The organism is Bradyrhizobium sp. UFLA05-109, assembly GCF_054185165.1.
Window position 1 is genome coordinate 114416 of sequence record NZ_JBBIAR010000014.1, and the last position, 16093, is coordinate 130508.

19 protein-coding genes are annotated in these 16093 nt (G+C 64.4%); 6 read left to right on the forward strand and 13 right to left on the reverse strand.

The window, feature by feature from the left end:
* Positions 1-153: 153 nt before the first annotated feature.
* The gene (locus Q3C01_RS12950; RefSeq protein WP_458145711.1) at positions 154-357 is read left to right on the forward strand and encodes a hypothetical protein; all 204 of its coding nucleotides are present in this window, start codon (positions 154-156) and stop codon (positions 355-357) included.
* A gap of 194 nt (positions 358-551) precedes the next feature.
* Positions 552-1358: a tetratricopeptide repeat protein gene (locus tag Q3C01_RS12955; protein ID WP_458145712.1), complete on the forward strand. Its 807-nt coding sequence runs from the start codon at positions 552-554 to the stop codon at positions 1356-1358.
* A gap of 126 nt (positions 1359-1484) precedes the next feature.
* Here the strand turns inward: Q3C01_RS12955 and Q3C01_RS12960 are convergent, their stop codons facing one another.
* The 10 genes from Q3C01_RS12960 to Q3C01_RS13005 all read right to left on the reverse strand — a co-directional run bounded on the left by Q3C01_RS12960 (position 1485) and on the right by Q3C01_RS13005 (position 10395).
* Positions 1485-2459: a type II secretion system F family protein gene (locus Q3C01_RS12960; RefSeq protein WP_458145713.1), complete on the reverse strand. Its 975-nt coding sequence runs from the start codon at positions 2457-2459 to the stop codon at positions 1485-1487.
* Positions 2460-2469: 10 nt separating this feature from the next.
* Entirely contained in the window at positions 2470-3447 is a 978-nt protein-coding gene (locus Q3C01_RS12965) for a type II secretion system F family protein (protein ID WP_458145714.1), read from the reverse strand.
* Positions 3448-3460: 13 nt separating this feature from the next.
* Entirely contained in the window at positions 3461-4924 is a 1464-nt protein-coding gene (locus Q3C01_RS12970) for a TadA family conjugal transfer-associated ATPase (RefSeq protein ID WP_458145715.1), read from the reverse strand.
* 20 nt (positions 4925-4944) lie between these two features.
* Positions 4945-6213, reverse strand: coding sequence for a CpaE/TadZ family protein (locus Q3C01_RS12975; RefSeq protein ID WP_458145716.1), 1269 nt, complete (start codon positions 6211-6213; stop codon positions 4945-4947).
* A complete protein-coding gene (locus tag Q3C01_RS12980) occupies positions 6210-6947 on the reverse strand; it encodes a CpaD family pilus assembly protein (RefSeq protein WP_458145717.1) in 738 nt (245 codons plus the stop codon). The genes Q3C01_RS12975 and Q3C01_RS12980 overlap by 4 nt, the downstream gene beginning before the upstream one ends.
* Positions 6948-6968: 21 nt before the next feature.
* On the reverse strand, positions 6969-8447 hold the full coding sequence (locus Q3C01_RS12985) for a type II and III secretion system protein family protein (RefSeq protein WP_458145718.1): 1479 nt from the start codon (positions 8445-8447) through the stop codon (positions 6969-6971).
* A 17-nt stretch (positions 8448-8464) separates the two neighbouring features.
* Entirely contained in the window at positions 8465-9265 is an 801-nt protein-coding gene (gene cpaB / locus Q3C01_RS12990) for a Flp pilus assembly protein CpaB (protein ID WP_458145719.1), read from the reverse strand.
* Between the two features lie 128 nt (positions 9266-9393).
* Positions 9394-9918: an A24 family peptidase gene (locus tag Q3C01_RS12995; protein ID WP_458145720.1), complete on the reverse strand. Its 525-nt coding sequence runs from the start codon at positions 9916-9918 to the stop codon at positions 9394-9396.
* 99 nt (positions 9919-10017) lie between these two features.
* On the reverse strand, positions 10018-10152 hold the full coding sequence (locus tag Q3C01_RS13000; protein WP_458145747.1) for a hypothetical protein: 135 nt from the start codon (positions 10150-10152) through the stop codon (positions 10018-10020).
* Positions 10153-10230: 78 nt separating this feature from the next.
* Complete coding sequence (locus Q3C01_RS13005) at positions 10231-10395, reverse strand: Flp family type IVb pilin (protein WP_027521689.1); 165 nt, start codon at positions 10393-10395, stop codon at positions 10231-10233.
* Positions 10396-10681: 286 nt separating this feature from the next.
* Between Q3C01_RS13005 and Q3C01_RS13010 the strand changes: the two genes are divergently transcribed.
* The 4 genes from Q3C01_RS13010 (at position 10682) to Q3C01_RS13025 (ending at position 13549) form a co-directional block, all read left to right on the forward strand.
* Positions 10682-11509 (forward strand): sterol desaturase family protein, encoded by an 828-nt coding sequence (locus Q3C01_RS13010; RefSeq protein WP_458145721.1) that lies wholly within the window; start codon positions 10682-10684, stop codon positions 11507-11509.
* A 202-nt stretch (positions 11510-11711) separates the two neighbouring features.
* Entirely contained in the window at positions 11712-12209 is a 498-nt protein-coding gene (locus Q3C01_RS13015) for a pilus assembly protein N-terminal domain-containing protein (protein WP_458145722.1), read from the forward strand.
* 147 nt (positions 12210-12356) lie between these two features.
* Entirely contained in the window at positions 12357-12944 is a 588-nt protein-coding gene (locus Q3C01_RS13020) for a TadE/TadG family type IV pilus assembly protein (RefSeq protein ID WP_458145723.1), read from the forward strand.
* Positions 12945-12967: 23 nt separating this feature from the next.
* Complete coding sequence (locus Q3C01_RS13025) at positions 12968-13549, forward strand: TadE/TadG family type IV pilus assembly protein (RefSeq protein ID WP_458145724.1); 582 nt, start codon at positions 12968-12970, stop codon at positions 13547-13549.
* Positions 13550-13633: 84 nt separating this feature from the next.
* On the opposite strand, the gene Q3C01_RS13030 is transcribed toward Q3C01_RS13025, so the two are convergent.
* The 3 genes from Q3C01_RS13030 to Q3C01_RS13040 all read right to left on the reverse strand — a co-directional run bounded on the left by Q3C01_RS13030 (position 13634) and on the right by Q3C01_RS13040 (position 15889).
* A complete protein-coding gene (locus Q3C01_RS13030; RefSeq protein WP_011084262.1) occupies positions 13634-13846 on the reverse strand; it encodes a cold-shock protein in 213 nt (70 codons plus the stop codon).
* Positions 13847-14113: 267 nt separating this feature from the next.
* Positions 14114-14404, reverse strand: a complete 291-nt coding sequence (gene infA / locus Q3C01_RS13035; protein ID WP_027521693.1) for a translation initiation factor IF-1 — start codon at positions 14402-14404, stop codon at positions 14114-14116.
* Between the two features lie 24 nt (positions 14405-14428).
* Positions 14429-15889 (reverse strand): DEAD/DEAH box helicase, encoded by a 1461-nt coding sequence (locus tag Q3C01_RS13040; protein ID WP_458145725.1) that lies wholly within the window; start codon positions 15887-15889, stop codon positions 14429-14431.
* Positions 15890-16093 lie beyond the last annotated feature (204 nt).

Here is a 16093-nt window from a genome sequence, read left to right on the forward strand (position 1 = left end):
ACTTCGCAGAGTTTCGCGGCACCTGCAATCGCTTCGTCGCCACCCGGCGCGCCCGCGAGCCGCTACTCGGTCCGCCGTCGTCATGCTAGGTTCCGGTAAAACTCGCCCGCGGCGTCAGTGCCCGTGGGACATGACGTGCCGGGAGGGAACGCAATGGAATTTCTGTGGAGCGTGGTCGCGTTTTTCGGCCAGGCCATCGAGGCGGTCTTCAACTATGTCGAGCATCATCACTGGATCTTCGCGTTCATCGCCGGCGGCTACGTTTTCTATCTCCACGACCGCGCGGTCCACGCGCGCTTCGACGCGCTCGACAAGCGTATCGATGAGGTCAGGAAGCGGCTGGCCATGGAATATTGAGCCGCGGCTCGCGATGCCACTGGCGACCTGATTGCGCAGCTCGCGCGAAGAGCTGACACCAAATTTGGGGGGGACCTCGACCGGGCCGGCCGGCGCGCCAACCCGTGCTGCGGGCGGCGTTAACCGGCTGTTAGGGTTAACAGTCTATTGCTGGCGCGTTCGGCTCGATCAATCGGCTCGAGAGTCAAAGCGTCATGCGTCAGCGGTCTTGTGTTGCCCGGCTTCTTGCGTCCAGCTCGCTGGTAGCGGTCTTGGCCGCAAGCCTGGGCGGCTGCCAGACCATGGCCGACATCACGGGCTCGGTGACGCCGCGCGCGGATGCCGCAGCGCCCGCGGACCCCGCCCGCGCCGCCGACGTCTATGGCGAGCGGTACCGCGCCAACCCCAAGGATCCCGACGCGGCGCTCGCCTATGGCCAGGCGCTGCGCGCCAACGGCCAGCGGGCCCAGGCCGCCGCGGTGCTGGAGCAGGCAACCATCGCCCATCCCGGCAACAAGCCGCTTCTGGCGCTCTATGGCCGTGCACTCGCCGACAACGGCAATTTCCAGCAGGCCTTCGACGTGCTGTCGAAGGCGCACTCGCCCGACAACCCGGACTGGCGCCTGCTCTCCGTGCAGGGCACCTGTCTCGACCAGATGGGCAAGCACGAGGAAGCGCGCCGCTACTATGTCAGCGCGCTGAAGATCACGCCCGGCGATCCCGGCGTCCTGTCCAATCTCGGCCTTTCCTACATGCTGACGAAGGAGCTGCCGCGGGCGGAAGAGGCGCTCAGGCAGGCCTATGCCTCGCCACGCGCCAATGCGCGGGTGCGGCAGAATCTCGCGCTGGTGGTCGGTTTGCAGGGACGCTTCGCGGAGGCCGAGACGATCGTCAAGGCCGATCTGCCGCCGGACGAAGCCGCCGCCAACGTCGCCTACCTCAAGGAAATGCTGAACCGCAACGACGCGCCGCGCAACGCGGCAAAGCGCATGCCGGTCGCTTCCCTCAGCCAATCCGAATAGCCGGCCAAAAGCTGGACGAGCCTTGTTGAATCTTTGCGAGCCGAGGCGCACTCGGCTCGCGCTTGATTTCACCGTGTTCTAGGCTTGTTCGACGGCGCGGGCCGGTACGCGGCCCGCCGCGAGCCGTCAATGCAGCTCGGAGACCTTGATGCCGGTCGGTCCGAGAATGACGACGAACAGCACCGGCAGGAAGAACAGGATCATCGGCACGGTCAGCTTCGGCGGCAGCGCGGCGGCCTTCTTCTCGGCCTCGTTCATGCGCATGTCGCGGTTTTCCTGCGCCATCACGCGCAAGGAATGTCCGAGCGGGGTGCCGTAGCGCTCCGCCTGCTGGAGCGCGAGACAGACCGATTTGACGCCTTCGAGGCCGGTGCGCCGCGCCAGGTTCTCATAGGCCACCTTGCGGTCCTGCAAGTAGGACAGCTCGGCCGTGGTCAGCGTGAATTCCTCCGACAGCGCGATCGACTGGCCGACGATCTCGGTCGCGACCTTCCGGAACGCCATCTCGACCGACATGCCGGATTCGATGCAGATCAGCAGCAGGTCGAGCGCGTCGGGGAAGGCGCGCTTGATCGAAAGCTGGCGCTTGGAGATCGCGTTCTTCAGGAACAGCATCGGCGCCTGGAGGCCGAGATAGGCGGCGCCGACGCAGATGCCGATCTTGATCGGCAGCGACTTCTCCATATGCGCGATCACGAAGACGTAGAGCATGGAGCCGACGAACAGCACGAGCGGCGTCACCATGCGGGCGAACAGGAAGGTGATGTAGGGCGCCTGGCCACGATAGCCCGCCATCACGAGCTTCTCGCGCGCGGCTTCCTGCGCCAGCCATTTGGTGAGGTTGAAGTCCTCGACCACCCTGGAGACGAGCTGCTTCGGCGTCTGGCGCAGCGAAACCTTCTCAGTCTTGGTGAGCCGGTCGCGCTCGCGCTGCCGGATGCGCTCGCGCTCGCTTGCCACCGCCTTCATGCGCTTGGCAAGGCCTTCGCCTGCGAACAGTGGCATCACAAGCGTGTAGACGGTGGCGCTGGCGGCGATTGCCGCCAGCAGCATCGTCATGAAGTGAACGTCGTGTAGTTTCGTGACGAGGAGATCGACCATACGCACACCGTCAGAAGTCGAAGTTGATCATTTTCTTCATCACCAGAATGCCAATCGACATCCAGACGACGCAGCCGACCAGCATGAGCTGGCCGGTGGGGTGGGTCCACAGCAGCGAGATGTATTGCGGGGTCGTGAGATAGACCAGGAACATCACGATCGGCGGCAGCGAGCCAATGATGCCGGCCGAGGCCTTGGCCTCCATCGACATCGCTTGGATCTTTTCCTTCATCTTCTTGCGGTCGCGCAGCACCTTCGAGAGGTTGCCCAGCGCCTCGGAGAGGTTACCGCCGGACTTCTGCTGGATCGAGACGACGATGCCGAAGAAGTTCGCCTCCGGCAGCGGCATGCGCTCATAGAGACGCGAGCAGGCCTCACCCAGCGGCATGCCGATGGCCTGGGTCTCGATGATCGCCAAAAATTCGCTGCGCAGCGGCTCCGGCGAGTCGGCGGCGACGACCTTGATCGATTCGAACAGCGGCAGGCCGGCCTTGATGCCGCGGACGATGACGTCGACCGCGTCCGGAAGCGCTGCCAGGAACTTGTTCTCGCGGCGCTTCTTCAGGAAGCTCAGCAGCCAGCGCGGCAGGCCGAGGCCGCCGGCGAAGGCAAGGCCTGCAGCCCCCAGCAATCCGCCGCCGACGAACATGGCGACGAAGAAGAACGCGCCGCCGAGCGCGGCGGAGACGATCCAGAATTTCTGCGGCGTCCAGTCGAGCCCGGCCTGCGACAGCCGCACGCTGAGCGGAACGCTCTTTTCCTTGAGGCGGCGCTGCTCGAGATCCTTGAGCGTGCTCTCGACCTGCTCGCGGCGCGAGCGCTGGCTTTTCTCGGCCTGCCGTGCCGCGACCGGCTCGGCGCGCGCGACCGAGGCGCGCCGGCTCTCCGCCTTTCGCTCGCCGGACAGCAGCGGATAGAGGAAAACCCAGGCGATGCCGCCGACGGCGGCGGTGGCGAGAAAGGAGAGAGCGAGAACCTGCATCTTCATGGTGCGTTACCGCTCAAGTCTTCGCTTCCGCCGCATCGAGCGCGGCGGCAAGGCGCTTCTCCTCGCCGTAGTAGCGGGCGCGCTCCCAGAAGCGGGGGCGGCCGATTCCGGTCGAGCGATGCCGTCCGATGATCTTGCCGTTGGCGTCCTCACCCACGAGATCATAGAGGAAGACGTCCTGGGTGATGATGGTGTCGCCTTCCATGCCCATCACCTCGGTGATGTGGGTGATGCGGCGCGAACCGTCGCGCAGGCGGGCGGCCTGGATGATGACGTCGATGGAGGCGCAGATCATCTCGCGGATGGTGCGCGAGGGCAGGGAGAAGCCGCCCATCGTGATCATGGATTCGCAGCGCGACAGCGCCTCGCGCGGATTGTTGGCGTGCAGCGTGCCCATCGAGCCGTCATGGCCGGTGTTCATGGCCTGCAACAGGTCGAAGGCTTCTGGTCCGCGGACCTCGCCGACGATGATGCGTTCGGGGCGCATACGCAGGCAGTTGCGCACCAATTCGCGCATCGTGACCTGGCCTTCACCCTCGATGTTGGGCGGGCGGGTTTCCAGCCGCACCACGTGAGGCTGCTGGAGCTGCAATTCCGCCGCGTCCTCGCAGGTGATGACGCGCTCGTCGTGCTCGATGTAGTTGGTCATGCAGTTGAGCAGCGTCGTCTTGCCCGAGCCGGTACCGCCGGAGATCAGCACGTTGCAGCGGCAGCGGCCGATGATCTGGAGGATCTCGGCGCCCTCGGGGGTGATGGCGCCGAACTTGACGAGCTGATCCAGCGTCAGCTTGTCCTTCTTGAACTTTCGGATGGTCAGTGCGGGACCGTCGATCGACAACGGCGGTACGATGGCGTTGACGCGGGAGCCGTCGGCAAGACGGGCGTCGCAGATCGGCGAGGATTCGTCGACGCGCCGGCCGACCTGGCTGACGATGCGCTGGCAGATGTTGAGGAGCTGCTGGTTGTCGCGGAAGCGGATGCCGGTGCGCTGGATCTTGCCGCCGACTTCGATGAACACGGTGTTGGCACCGTTGACCATGATGTCGGCGATGTCATCGCGCGACAGCAGCGGCTCGAGCGGGCCATAGCCGAGCACGTCGTTGCAGATGTCGTCGAGCAGCTCCTCCTGCTCGGCGATCGACATCACGATGTTCTTGATCGCGATGATCTCGTTGACGATGTCGCGGATTTCCTCGCGTGCGGACTCGGAGTCGAGCTTGGCGAGCTGGGCGAGGTCGATCGCCTCGATGAGGGCGCCGAAGATCGTTGCCTTGACCTCGTAGTAATTGTCCGAGCGGCGGCTCTCCATCGGCGGAGGCGGCGGAGCCTTGATCGGCGCCAGCGGCGGCGAGGCGATGGCCGGGGGCGGCGGCGCGCGCGAAACACTCGGCGCCGGGGCCTGGGCAGGCTCTGGCGACACGGCGCCGGGCTTGGGGGCCCGAAGATCGGTGTCTGTTCCGCTACGCTTACCGAACACTTAACAACTCCATGCGGCGGCTATTTTCCGCGCAACTTCTCAATCAGGGGTGAAAGGAACGACGACTTTTGCTTTTTGGTCTCGCTGCGGCCGGTCAGGCGCTGGGCGATCTGAAGGAACATGTCGATCGACTTATGGTTGGCCGAGATTTCCGCGATCATCTGGCCATTATTGGCCGCGGAGCCGAAGGTCTGGGGCTCGAACGGGATCGAGGCGATCGGCTGGCTCTCGATCGCCTTGGCGAACTCGGTGGCGGCGATTTCGGGCCGTTTGGGGACGCCGACCTGGTTCAGGCAGTACAGCGGCGGCCGATCGTTCGGCCGGGCCGCCTTCAAGAGGTCGAAGAGGTTCTTGGTGTTGCGCAGGTTCGCAAGGTCGGGTGCGGCCACGATCAGGATGTCGTCCGCCCCGATCAGGGCGCGCTTGGTCCAGCCCGTCCATTGGTGCGGGATGTCGAGCACGATGCATGGCATGGTCGAGCGCAGCGTGTCGAACACGGCATCAAAGGCGTCGGTGCCGAAATCATAGACCCGCTCGAGCGTGGCGGGCGCGGCCAACAGGCTCAGATGGTCGGTGCATTTCGACAGCAGACGGTCGACGAAGGCTGTGTCGACACGGTCCGGCGAGAAGACGGCGTCGGCGATGCCCTGCGGCGGATCCTGGTTGTAGTCGAGCCCGGCGGTGCCGAAGGCGAGGTCGAGATCGGCGACCACCGCGTCCATCGCAAGGTCGCGCGCGATCGCCCAGGCGACGTTGTGGCTGATGGTGGAGGCGCCGACGCCGCCCTTGGCGCCGACGACTGCAATGATGCGGCCGACCGCCTTGGCTTCCGGCGCAGAGAACAGATTGCAGATCGATCGCACCACGTCGATCGGCCCAACCGGTGCCAGCACATAGTCGCTGACGCCGCGGCGTACGAGCTCGCGATAGAGCATGACGTCGTTGATGCGGCCGATCACGACGACGCGGGTGCCGGCATCGCAGACGGTCGCGAGCTGGTCGAGCCCGCCAAGCAGGTCAGCCCGCCCGTCGCTCTCCAGGACGATCACGTTCGGTGTTGGGGCGGAGCGATAGGCCTCGGCCGCAGCCGCGATGCCGCCCATCTGGATCTTCAGATGAGCCTTGCCGAGGCGGCGGTCCTCGCCGGCCGACTGCACGGCGGCGGCGGTCTCCACGGTCTCGCAGAAGGCCTGGACCGAGACGCGCGGGGCAGGTGCAATATGCTCCTCTGCCGGCGGCGGCGCGCCTTGCGGCTGTTCTTCCTGAGTCTGGCGAGCGTAGCTGATCATTTGCCGGTGTCGCTGAGTTTGGCCTTCTCGGCCTCGGGATAGGTGATCGCCGTCGGCATGCCCTTGCGATACTTCTCGAAGGCGGCGTTACGGCGCATGGTGTAGGCCGGTGTTTCAGGCCGCGGCTGCTCGAGATCCGACGGATTGTCGATCATTGCAGCCATATTGCGCTGATAGCTGCAGCCGAAATTGTAATAGGACTTGTTCTCGAACCATCGCGGGTTCTTGATCGAGGGGCCGAGATCTTCAGGCCATAACCCGCAGGGACCCGCGACCGCGGCAATCCTGGAATAGGTCAGGCGGATCGGCGGCAGGAAGCGCTGGTCTTCGGGATGATAGCGGCGCACGATGACGCCGCGCGGCGGCACGCCGGCGGCCGCCAGCATGGCCTGGATTTCCCGCAGAGAGTCCGCGGCCGGGCGTGCATTGGGCGTATCGGTCGGCACGTCGATATGGATCGCGCCGGTGCCCTCGTGCGTCCAGGTCGACGCCAAGCCCATGACGTCGGCGCGCTGGGCTGCGGTCAGGCCGCCGCGCGCGTGACCGACGAAGACGACGATAGAGCGGTTCTGCTCTTCGATCGCGATCGGGTGGCGCTGCTTGTAATCCTCGGGAATGGAGGCGGTGACGGCGTCGTCGGTATGGGTGCAGGCGCCGAGCGCGATCGCGACGCCGACGAGCGCGCCACTGACGCGCAGGGCACTGTTGCGATTCTGGGGTGGTCTGGTGGTCATTCTCGTAGTCCCCGTTCCGCCTCAGTCGGTGATGAAGCCATAGGTGCCGCGGTAATTCCGTGCAGGATCAACCCGGCCCGGAACGCCATAGATGCGGTTGATGTTGCCGAGCAGCTCGGCCTGCGGATCAGCGGGTGCCGCAAAGCCGTCATCCGGGCGCGACAGGTCCTTCTGCGCGACGGCGCGCACGATATAGGGCGTCACCAGCACCATCAGCTCGGTCTGATTGTTGACGTAGTCGCGGCTGCGGAAGAGTGAACCGAGCACCGGGAGCTGCATCAGCCCGGGCAAGCCGCTGACGGCCTGCTTGGTCTGCTCCTGGATCAGGCCCGCCATCGCCATCGCGCCGCCGGAGGGAATTTCCAGCGTCGTGTCCGCGCGCCGGGTCTTGATCGAGGGCACCGTCAGCGAGTTGACCGAGGTCGAGGTTACGGCCTGCGACAGCGTGATCGCGTTGTCGTTGGACAGCTCCGAGACCTCGGTCATGACGTGCAGGCTGATCTTGCCCTCGGTCAGGACCACAGGCGTGAAGTTGAGCGAGATGCCGAACTTCTTGAAGCTGATCTGGGTGGTACAGACGTGTGTCGTTGGATCGCAGGCATAGCCCGCCGGAACCGGGAATTCGCCGCCTGCGATGAAGGTCGCCGACTCGCCCGAGATCGCGGTCAGGTTCGGCTCGGCGAGCGTGCGGATCACGCCCGCGGTTTCCATCGCGCGCAGCGTCGCCTGCACGGAGGGAGTCGAGCCGAACGACGTGGTCAGGCTGTTGCCGGACACCAGGTTACGGCCCAAGGCCGTGAACGGGTTGGAGTTGGTGAAGTTCACCACTGCGGTGCCGTAAGCGAGATTGGCGGAGAGGTCGATGCCGAGCTGCTTGACGATGTTGCGCGCGACTTCGGCGACCGTCACCTTCAGCATGACCTGGTCGCGGCCGCGGACCGCGATGGAGTTCACCACCTTGTCGGCGCCGCCGGCAAGGCGCGCGGCGAGGTCGTTGGCCTGCTGCGCCTCGATCGGATTTGCCGCCGTGCCGGTCAGGATGACGCTGTCGCCGAGGCCGTCGATCTGGATGTCCGAGTTGGGCGAGACCTGCTTCAGCGCGGCGCGGATGCCGTTGAGGTCGCGCTTGACCGCGATGTCATAGGCCGCGATCTGCTGACCGGCGGAATCGAAGAATACGATGTTGGTCTGGCCGACGGCGGCGCCGATGATATAGGCGCGCTGCGCCGAGCGGACCACCGCGTTGGCGATCTTGGGATCGGCCACCAGCACGTCCTTGATGTCGCGCGGCAGGTCGATCACGATCGACTTGCCGACGCCGAGCGACAGGAAGCGCGCGTTCATCTGGCCGTCGGCCGCGACCGGGGGCGCCGCGTTGCGATAGTCGGCGGCTATGACCGGGGTGAGCGCCGGATTGAGCGTCAGTGCGAGCGCGGCTGAAAACGACAGGGCCCGGACCGTGCCGGTCCGCAGCGCCGCCCGATTGCCCCTGCATTTCATATCGAAGGTCCCCGTCGTCACTTCTGTGCCGTGATCTGGCTCGGAACGCCAAAGCGAATGATCGAAACGCCCTCGCGCTTTTTCGCCGCGTCGTCGATCGTGATCTCACTCATGTTGACGTCGGCAATGCTGCGCAGCGCCAGCGACAGCGTGCCGCTCTGGCGCGCGGCGGAAAGTGCCGCGGTTTGCTGAGGACTGAGCTCGAGCGTGACGGTCTTGCCGACCACCGTGTTCTGGCCGTCCTTTTCCTTAGGCGCCTGGTCGATGGCCAGCACGCGGATATTTGCGAGGATGATCTCGGACGTGACGATGTCCTGGCCGCCGCCGCTTTGGTCCTGGTTCTTGAGGCGGCGCGTCAACAGGACGTCGACGCGATCGTTGGGCAAAATGAAGCCGCCCGCGCCGGTCTCCGGTGAGATTTCGGTGGAGACGGCGCGCATGCCGCTCGGCAGGATCGCGGCCATGAAGCCGGACCCTTCAGCCTTCACCAGCTTCTGCTCGCGGATCGGTTCGCCCTGGATGAACGGCGCGCGGGCGATCGAGCCCGTGAGCTGGGTGGTGGCGTCGGGGCGTTCGTTGCGGCGGATGAACGTGCTGCTGGCGGTCGCGGCCGGCCAGGTCTGCCACTGCATATCTTCAGGCTTGACGGTTTGACCGAGGCCGATGTCGGACTTGGCCACCAGGACGTCGACGGTTTGAAGCTGAGCGACCGGCGCGGCCGGGGACGGCGCCGGGCTGTCGGACCCGCTCGCCAGGTACGCGGCGATGCCGCCGGCACCGATAGCGACCGTCAGGACGACAATGCGTGCGGTATTCATTACGCTTCACTTTCCACAAAACGCCGCGACGCTGCCGCCGCCGTGATTGGCAGTTGACCAGCTAAACGTCAAAGCATGGTTAATGAGGCGTATCTAAATCGCCTTAACGCCGGGTTTATCCGGTGTGTTCAGCGCAGCGCGAGGTGAGCGAGATCAATCGCTTTCACCCATTCCGTCTCCGGATAGACCATCAGTGCGCTGATCGCGAGCGCGATGCCGTAGGGGATGCCCGTCTCCTTGGCGTGCAGCCGCGCGAGCCAGGCCTGTCCGGCAAGTCCGTAAGGCAACGGCCATTGCCGGAATTGAAGCAGCAGCAAGGTCAGCGCGCCGCCGAACAGCGATGCGTAGAGCAGGAAGTTCATCAGCTGGGCAAAGCCGAACCAAAGCGCCACGGAGGCTGCGACTTTCGCATCGCCGCCACCGACCCAGCCCATGGCAAAGCAGCCGAATGCGACGACCAGCATCAGGGCACCGGCGCAGACATGGGTCAGCATGTCGTAAGGCGCCATGCCGCTCGCCAAAGCAACAACGAAGAAGCCGGCGACCAGCGCCAGCGACACCCGGTTCGAGATGGTCATCGTGAACAGGTCGCTCGCGGCGGCGAAGGCGATCAGGGCCGGGAAGAGCAGAAGGCGCGCGAGGTCGAGGATCATGATCTGCTTCTTGAAGGAGCGCTGGCCGGCGCGGGATCGGAGCTCGCGGGATTTTAGCTGCCAGTGCTAAACAAACCTGAAACGGGAATGCGGCGGAGATCACCAGATGCTGGCAATCCGGGCCGTGAGCGCGACGAGTGCGAGCAACAGTGCAAGGCAGACCCAATAGGTCGGCGCCTCGCTTTGCGCGGAAGCGGCCGTCTCGAACACGGCATCGGTTCTGGTTTTACGCAAGGCCACTGGAACTCGAGTCTTTCCGGAAAGACAAAGCCCCGGACGTATCCGGGGCTTCTGTTGCAACTGGTCGTACGCTTATTTCAGCGAGCTGCTGATCGAGCCGAACTTGGAGTTCAGCGAGGTGCCGAGGTTGTTGACGACGGTGATGATCGCGAGCGCGATGCCGGCGGCGATCAGGCCGTACTCGATGGCGGTCGCGCCGGATTCATCCTTCACGAAACGCGCAATCAGATTCTTCATGAGCAAAAACTCCATGTGGGTGTGGGGTGGCCTCGTTCGGCGCAATTCTCAAGCATTGCGAGGATGAGAGCTCAGCCGTTGCGGTAGGGTTAACCTGATCACGGAAACTCGATCGTGGCGCGATGCTTTTGAGCAGAGTCAATTTCTTCTTAAGGCGCGCATTCGAAATTCGACGTACTTGCGCCCCACAGGAACAAAGTTCGCCTATGTGCGGAGCGGCTTCACGCTCCCTTAAATTTCGAAGCGTAGGCGTAAAGCCGATGCACAGATGAGAGATGAGACGCTGATGTCGAGCCTGCCCATGGACGTTGCCTTGATGCTAGGCGAGACCATCGCAAAGGTCATTCCCGTTACCGCGGCGCTCGCGGTGGTCTTCACGGTGCTCGAGCATTTCTGGGCCTGCAATCCCGGCGTGCCGTGGTGGCGCAAGCGCGAGATCGTCACCGACATCTGCTACTGGTTCTTCGTGCCGGTGTTCGCCCGCACGATGCGGATCGGGCTTCTGATCGTCGCCGCCGGCGTCGTCTTCAACATCCACGGTCCCGACGAGCTGATCGCCTTCTACGACAACGGTCACGGTCCGCTGTCGGAGCTGCCGCTATGGGCTCAGGCGGGGCTGTTCCTCGTCCTGTCGGATTTCATGCTGTACTGGCTGCACCGGCTGTTTCACGGTGGCGGCTTCTGGAAGTACCACGCGATCCACCATTCCTCGGAGGAGCTGGGCTGGATCTCGGCGGCGCGTTTCCATCCGGTGAATCTGGTGCTCGGCACGATCGGTGTCGACGTCGTGCTGCTCACCGCCGGCATCTCGCCGAACGTGATGATCTGGCTCGGGCCGTTCACCACCTTCCACTCTGCCTTCGTGCACGCCAATCTCAACTGGACGCTCGGACCGTTCAAATATGTGCTGGCGACGCCGGTGTTTCACCGCTGGCATCACACCTCGCTCGAGCAGGGCGGCAATACCAATTTTGCCGGCACTTTCCCGCTCTGGGACATCCTGTTCGGGACCTTCCGGATGCCGGCGAACGAGCTGCCGCAGGACTATGGCAAGGACGAAGCGGAGATGCCGAGCGAGATCGGCGGCCAGCTCGCCTATCCGTTCCGGCAGTAAAGGCGAGAACCGAACCCGGAGGCCGCGTTAGCGCAAAGTGTGCGACGGATTTCCAAGCGCGACGTTTTTTTTGCCCGATCGCATCAGGCTTTAACCCTCGCGTTTGCGGAACGTTCATGAATTGAGGTCAGTTTAGACGGGTCGGGCGTCGGCTCCGCCTTGTATCGCTTTTAGCCGGCCAGGTTACGTCCCGGGGTAGAGTATGCGTACAGAGTTTCTGCGCCGTCACGCGCGTGTTTGTGTCCTGGTTGCGGCCGCCGTCCTGGCATCGCCGGCAGCCGGTCTTGCCGAATCCTCAAGCGACGCCATCGCGGTCAATGTCGACCAGGCCAAGCTGGTGAAGCTGCCTGGAAAGGTCGCGACCATTGTGGTCGGTAATCCCCTGATCGCTGACGTCACGCTCCAGCCGGGCGGCATGATCGTGGTGACCGGCAAGGGCTACGGCGCCACCAACTTCATCGCGCTGGACCGAGGCGGGGAGATCCTCGTCGACCGGCAGATCCAGGTCGAAGGACCGAGCGACCGGCTCGTTACCGTCTATCGCGGCATCGAGCGCGAGTCCTATAGCTGCATGCCGACCTGCCAGCGCCGCGTGACGCTCGGCGACAGCGATACCTATTTCAACAACACGATCGGTCAGGCCGGTGCGCTGAGCAACACGGCCAGCGGCAACGCCAGTTCGGCGGCCAAGACCAACTAAGCCGCCGGCCGCGGCCTGGGGCCGCGCTCCGCAGGACCCGAAACGGGCAAGATATCCTCCACGGACATCTTGGACCGCCTGAAACGGGCGAGTCGTTCGTTTCATGTGAGAGGCAGAGTCTCACTGCCGCCACAGGGTCTTTTCGCGATGCCGTCGCCCGCCGCCCGGATGTTCTCGTTGCGCAGCCAGCTCCAGCGGTTTCGCCGCAACCGCCGCGGCTCTGCGGCGGTCGAGTTCGCGCTTGTCGCGCCGATCTTCTTCGCGCTGCTGTTCGCGATCATCGAGACCGCCCTCATGTTCTTCGCAGGCCAGGTGCTCGAGACCGTCACGCAGGATGCTGCGCGCTCGGTCCTGACCGGCCAGGCGCAGACCGGCTCGGTGTCGGCCTGCGCGGTCTCCGGTGTGGCCGCGGCCTGCACGCAGACGACGTTCAAGAGCTACGTCTGCACCCTGATCCCGGCGGTGTTCTTCGATTGCAATAGCCTCTACGTCGAGGTGTTGAGCTATTCGTCGTTCTCATCGGTGACGCTGTCGAGCCACATCGATTCGGCCGGCGATTTCGATTCCAGCATGAGTTATAGCGCCGGCAGCGCTGGCGACATCGTGGTCGTCCGGCTGTTCTACCAGTGGCCGCTCTATGTCACCGGGCTCGGTTACAACCCCTCGAACCTCGCAGGCAACAAGCGCCTCCTGGTCGCGACGGCCGCCTTCAAGAACGAACCCTACTCCAACTGATGCCAACGGCCCCGGGCAGAACCATGCAGGCGATTGCGAACATCTGGCGAAAGGCTGTCTCCTCCGCGTGCGATTTCGGCGCGGACAGCCGCGCGCTGGCAGCGACCGAGTTCGCGGTGGTGGTGCCGCTGATGTTGGTGATGTTCTTCGGTACCGTCGAGTTCTCGTCAGCAATCGCGATCGACCGCAAGGTCACGATAATGGCGCGGACGCTGTCCGACGTCACCTCGCAATCGACGTCGGTCGGCGACACCGACATGACCAATTTCTTCGCGGCGTCCTACGGCATCATGACGCCATACTACGACAGCTCGGTCACCTCGGCGACGATCAGCGAGCTCTACGTCGATCCCACGACCAAGGTGGCGCACGTTCAATGGAGCAAGGGTTCCTCGGCGCGATCGCAGGCTTCGGTGGTGAGCATCCCCTCGACGCTCGCGATTGGGGGTACCTATCTGATCTTCAGCGAGGTCAGCTACGTGTACACGCCGACGATCGGCTACGCACTCAAGAGCGCGATCACGCTCAGCGACGTCGCCTATACGCGCCCGCGTCAATCGACTTGCGTCTATTACAGCCCGTCGACGAGCTGCACGACCTACTGAGCGCCTCAGCTTCGGACATGAAAAAAGGCCGCGCGCAACGCACGGCCTTTTCGTTTGCTCAAGTCCGCTCGGAGCGGGCCAGCCTTAGCCGGCGGAGCGGAGGTTGTCGGCTGCCGACTTGCCGGATCGACGATCGGCCACGATCTCGTAGGAGATCTTCTGGCCTTCGCGCAGCGTGCCGAGGCCAGCACGTTCCACGGCGCTGATGTGGACGAACACGTCCTTGCCGCCGTCGTCGGGCTGGATGAAGCCAAAACCCTTGGTCGCGTTAAACCACTTCACGGTTCCCATGCTCATGGGATAGTCCCTTCTCAGATACACAGTGTCGATGCCCGCTTTCGCGGACGGGTTAGATCGAATTTCTGGAAGGGTCGTCAGCGTGTCTGAACCGGCTGTACCGGTGGATGCTAATGTCGTCCGGCCGAAAATCGATTAATTCATTTTATTGGAAAGAGATTTCCAAAACAATCCTGACGTGCACGAAATTTTGATCCGCCGCCCGGGGGGCGGCAGATCGCATCAGGTCAGAACTTTATTTCCGTACCGCGGCGTGCGCCGCGAGCCTTAACGGCGGCGGAACTGTCCGCCGCGTTGAGCCCCGCCCCGCGGCGGGCCGCCGGTCGGACCCGGGCGTTCGTCCTTGTGGCGGAAAATCAGCCGTCCCTTCTCGAGGTCATAGGGTGACATCTCCACCGTCACGCGATCCCCCGCCAGCGTCTTGATGCGGTTCTTCTTCATCTTGCCGGCGGTGTAGGCGACGATCTCGTGCCCGGCGTCGAGCTGCACGCGGTAGCGCGCGTCGGGGAGGATTTCGGTGACCAGTCCTTCGAACTGGATCAGCTCTTCCTTAGCCATGAATTTCTCCAGGTCGTGGGACGGCTAGTGCGAAAAGGGTTTGCGATTGGGTCGACCGTTCGGACGACTCTCGCGGCGTAAAAACGCAACGCCTTGTATCCCATCAGAGTGGCCGGCGCCATGCGCGGGGCGCTGTTCCGGCCGATCGTTTGGTGACGAATTCATCTTACCACCGGAACGGTGGCGGCGAGACCCCTTTGAGGCCTTGTGGCCGTCCCCGGGCCTGGCATCCACATGCCGGCCATCGCCGTGCCGGCCATCACCATGCCGCGCGCCGTGCGGCCGCGGACCAGGGCGGCCCGGACGATGCTGCTTCGCCGGAGCAGACGGCGCATGCGCCGCCTCGCGGCCGGCATCGGTGCGATGATCCTCGCGCGGAAGCGCGACACGGATCAGGCGCTCGATGTCGCGGAGATAGCTGAGTTCCTCGCCGCCTGCGACCAGCGAGATCGCGGTGCCGTCGGCGCCGGCCCGCGCGGTTCGACCGATCCGGTGGACATAGGTCTCCGGCACGTTCGGCAGGTCGAAATTGATGACGTGGCTGATGCCGTCGACATCGATGCCGCGGGCGGCGATGTCGGTGGCCACCAGCGTGCGGATCTCACCTGAGCGGAACTGGGCCAGCGTCCGCTCGCGATGGTTCTGCGATTTGTTGCCGTGAATGGCGTTGGAGGCGATGCCCGCCTTGGCCAGCGTCTTCACCACTTTGTCGGCGCCGTGCTTGGTGCGGGTGAAAACCAGTGCGCGGTCGATCGGCTCGTCCTTCAGGAGCTTGGTCAGGAACGCGGGCTTGGCGGAGAAATCCACCTGGATGATGCGCTGGCGGATGCGTTCCGCCGTCGAGGACACCGGTGTGACGGCGACGCGCGCCGGGTCGCGCAGCATCGAGTCGGCGAGCTCGGCGATGTCCTTCGGCATGGTGGCCGAGAAGAACAGCGTCTGCCGCTTGATCGGCAGCTTGGCGACGATTTTGCGGATATCGTTGATGAAGCCCATGTCGAGCATGCGATCGGCTTCGTCGAGCACGAGGAACTCGACGCTCGAAAGCTTCAGCCCGTTGCTCTGCACGAGATCGAGCAGGCGGCCGGGGGTGGCCACCAGCACCTCGATACCAGGCATGAGCGCGCGGACCTGGCGGCCCATCGGCACGCCGCCGATGGCGAGCGTCGAGGACAGGCGGATGTGGCGGCCATAGGCGTTGAAGCTGTCGAGGATCTGGCCGGACAGCTCGCGGGTGGGCGACAGCACGAGCACGCGGCAGGTCTTGGGCTGCGGCTTGACGCGGTTGTCCAGCAGGCGGTGCAGGATCGGCAGCGCGAAGGATGCGGTCTTGCCGGTGCCCGTCTGGGCAATGCCGACGACGTCCCGTCCGGTCAATGCCAGCGGGATGGTCTGGGCTTGAATGGGGGTCGGCGTGACGTAGTTTTCTTCTTTGAGGGCACGCGAAATGGGATCGGCCAGGCCGAAGTCCTGAAAGGAAGTCAAAAGAGGGGTTCTTTCCAATGTCAAAAGCGAGCGCCCACGCTGTTTCCGCGTGGCGCGCGCAAGGGTGTCGAGAAGACACCTGCGTGTTTGGGGTGTCGGATTGCTTGATGAGAGGGGCAAGCCAGAGGCCCAAACGGGCTTAAGAACACGCGGCTCGCTACGACCCGTTGATCATTCGGATGATTCGGATCTCAGCCCTTCATA

What these genes read in the sequence shown, in the direction of transcription:
- Q3C01_RS13015 (WP_458145722.1), top strand. Translation starts at nt 11,712, where the DNA reads ATGCGTACAGAGTTTCTGCGCCGTCACGCGCGTGTTTGTGTCCTGGTT.
- infA (WP_027521693.1), bottom strand. Translation starts at nt 14,404, where the DNA reads ATGGCTAAGGAAGAGCTGATCCAGTTCGAAGGACTGGTCACCGAAATC.
- Q3C01_RS12980 (WP_458145717.1), bottom strand. Translation starts at nt 6,947, where the DNA reads ATGACCACCAGACCACCCCAGAATCGCAACAGTGCCCTGCGCGTCAGT.
- Q3C01_RS12960 (WP_458145713.1), bottom strand. Translation starts at nt 2,459, where the DNA reads ATGGTCGATCTCCTCGTCACGAAACTACACGACGTTCACTTCATGACG.
- Q3C01_RS12995 (WP_458145720.1), bottom strand. Translation starts at nt 9,918, where the DNA reads ATGATCCTCGACCTCGCGCGCCTTCTGCTCTTCCCGGCCCTGATCGCC.
- Q3C01_RS13020 (WP_458145723.1), top strand. Translation starts at nt 12,357, where the DNA reads ATGCCGTCGCCCGCCGCCCGGATGTTCTCGTTGCGCAGCCAGCTCCAG.
- Q3C01_RS13025 (WP_458145724.1), top strand. Translation starts at nt 12,968, where the DNA reads ATGCAGGCGATTGCGAACATCTGGCGAAAGGCTGTCTCCTCCGCGTGC.
- Q3C01_RS13005 (WP_027521689.1), bottom strand. Translation starts at nt 10,395, where the DNA reads ATGAAGAATCTGATTGCGCGTTTCGTGAAGGATGAATCCGGCGCGACC.
- Q3C01_RS12955 (WP_458145712.1), top strand. Translation starts at nt 552, where the DNA reads ATGCGTCAGCGGTCTTGTGTTGCCCGGCTTCTTGCGTCCAGCTCGCTG.
- Q3C01_RS13030 (WP_011084262.1), bottom strand. Translation starts at nt 13,846, where the DNA reads ATGAGCATGGGAACCGTGAAGTGGTTTAACGCGACCAAGGGTTTTGGC.
- Q3C01_RS12975 (WP_458145716.1), bottom strand. Translation starts at nt 6,213, where the DNA reads ATGATCAGCTACGCTCGCCAGACTCAGGAAGAACAGCCGCAAGGCGCG.
- Q3C01_RS12965 (WP_458145714.1), bottom strand. Translation starts at nt 3,447, where the DNA reads ATGAAGATGCAGGTTCTCGCTCTCTCCTTTCTCGCCACCGCCGCCGTC.
- Q3C01_RS12985 (WP_458145718.1), bottom strand. Translation starts at nt 8,447, where the DNA reads ATGAAATGCAGGGGCAATCGGGCGGCGCTGCGGACCGGCACGGTCCGG.
- Q3C01_RS13010 (WP_458145721.1), top strand. Translation starts at nt 10,682, where the DNA reads ATGTCGAGCCTGCCCATGGACGTTGCCTTGATGCTAGGCGAGACCATC.
- Q3C01_RS12950 (WP_458145711.1), top strand. Translation starts at nt 154, where the DNA reads ATGGAATTTCTGTGGAGCGTGGTCGCGTTTTTCGGCCAGGCCATCGAG.
- cpaB (WP_458145719.1), bottom strand. Translation starts at nt 9,265, where the DNA reads ATGAATACCGCACGCATTGTCGTCCTGACGGTCGCTATCGGTGCCGGC.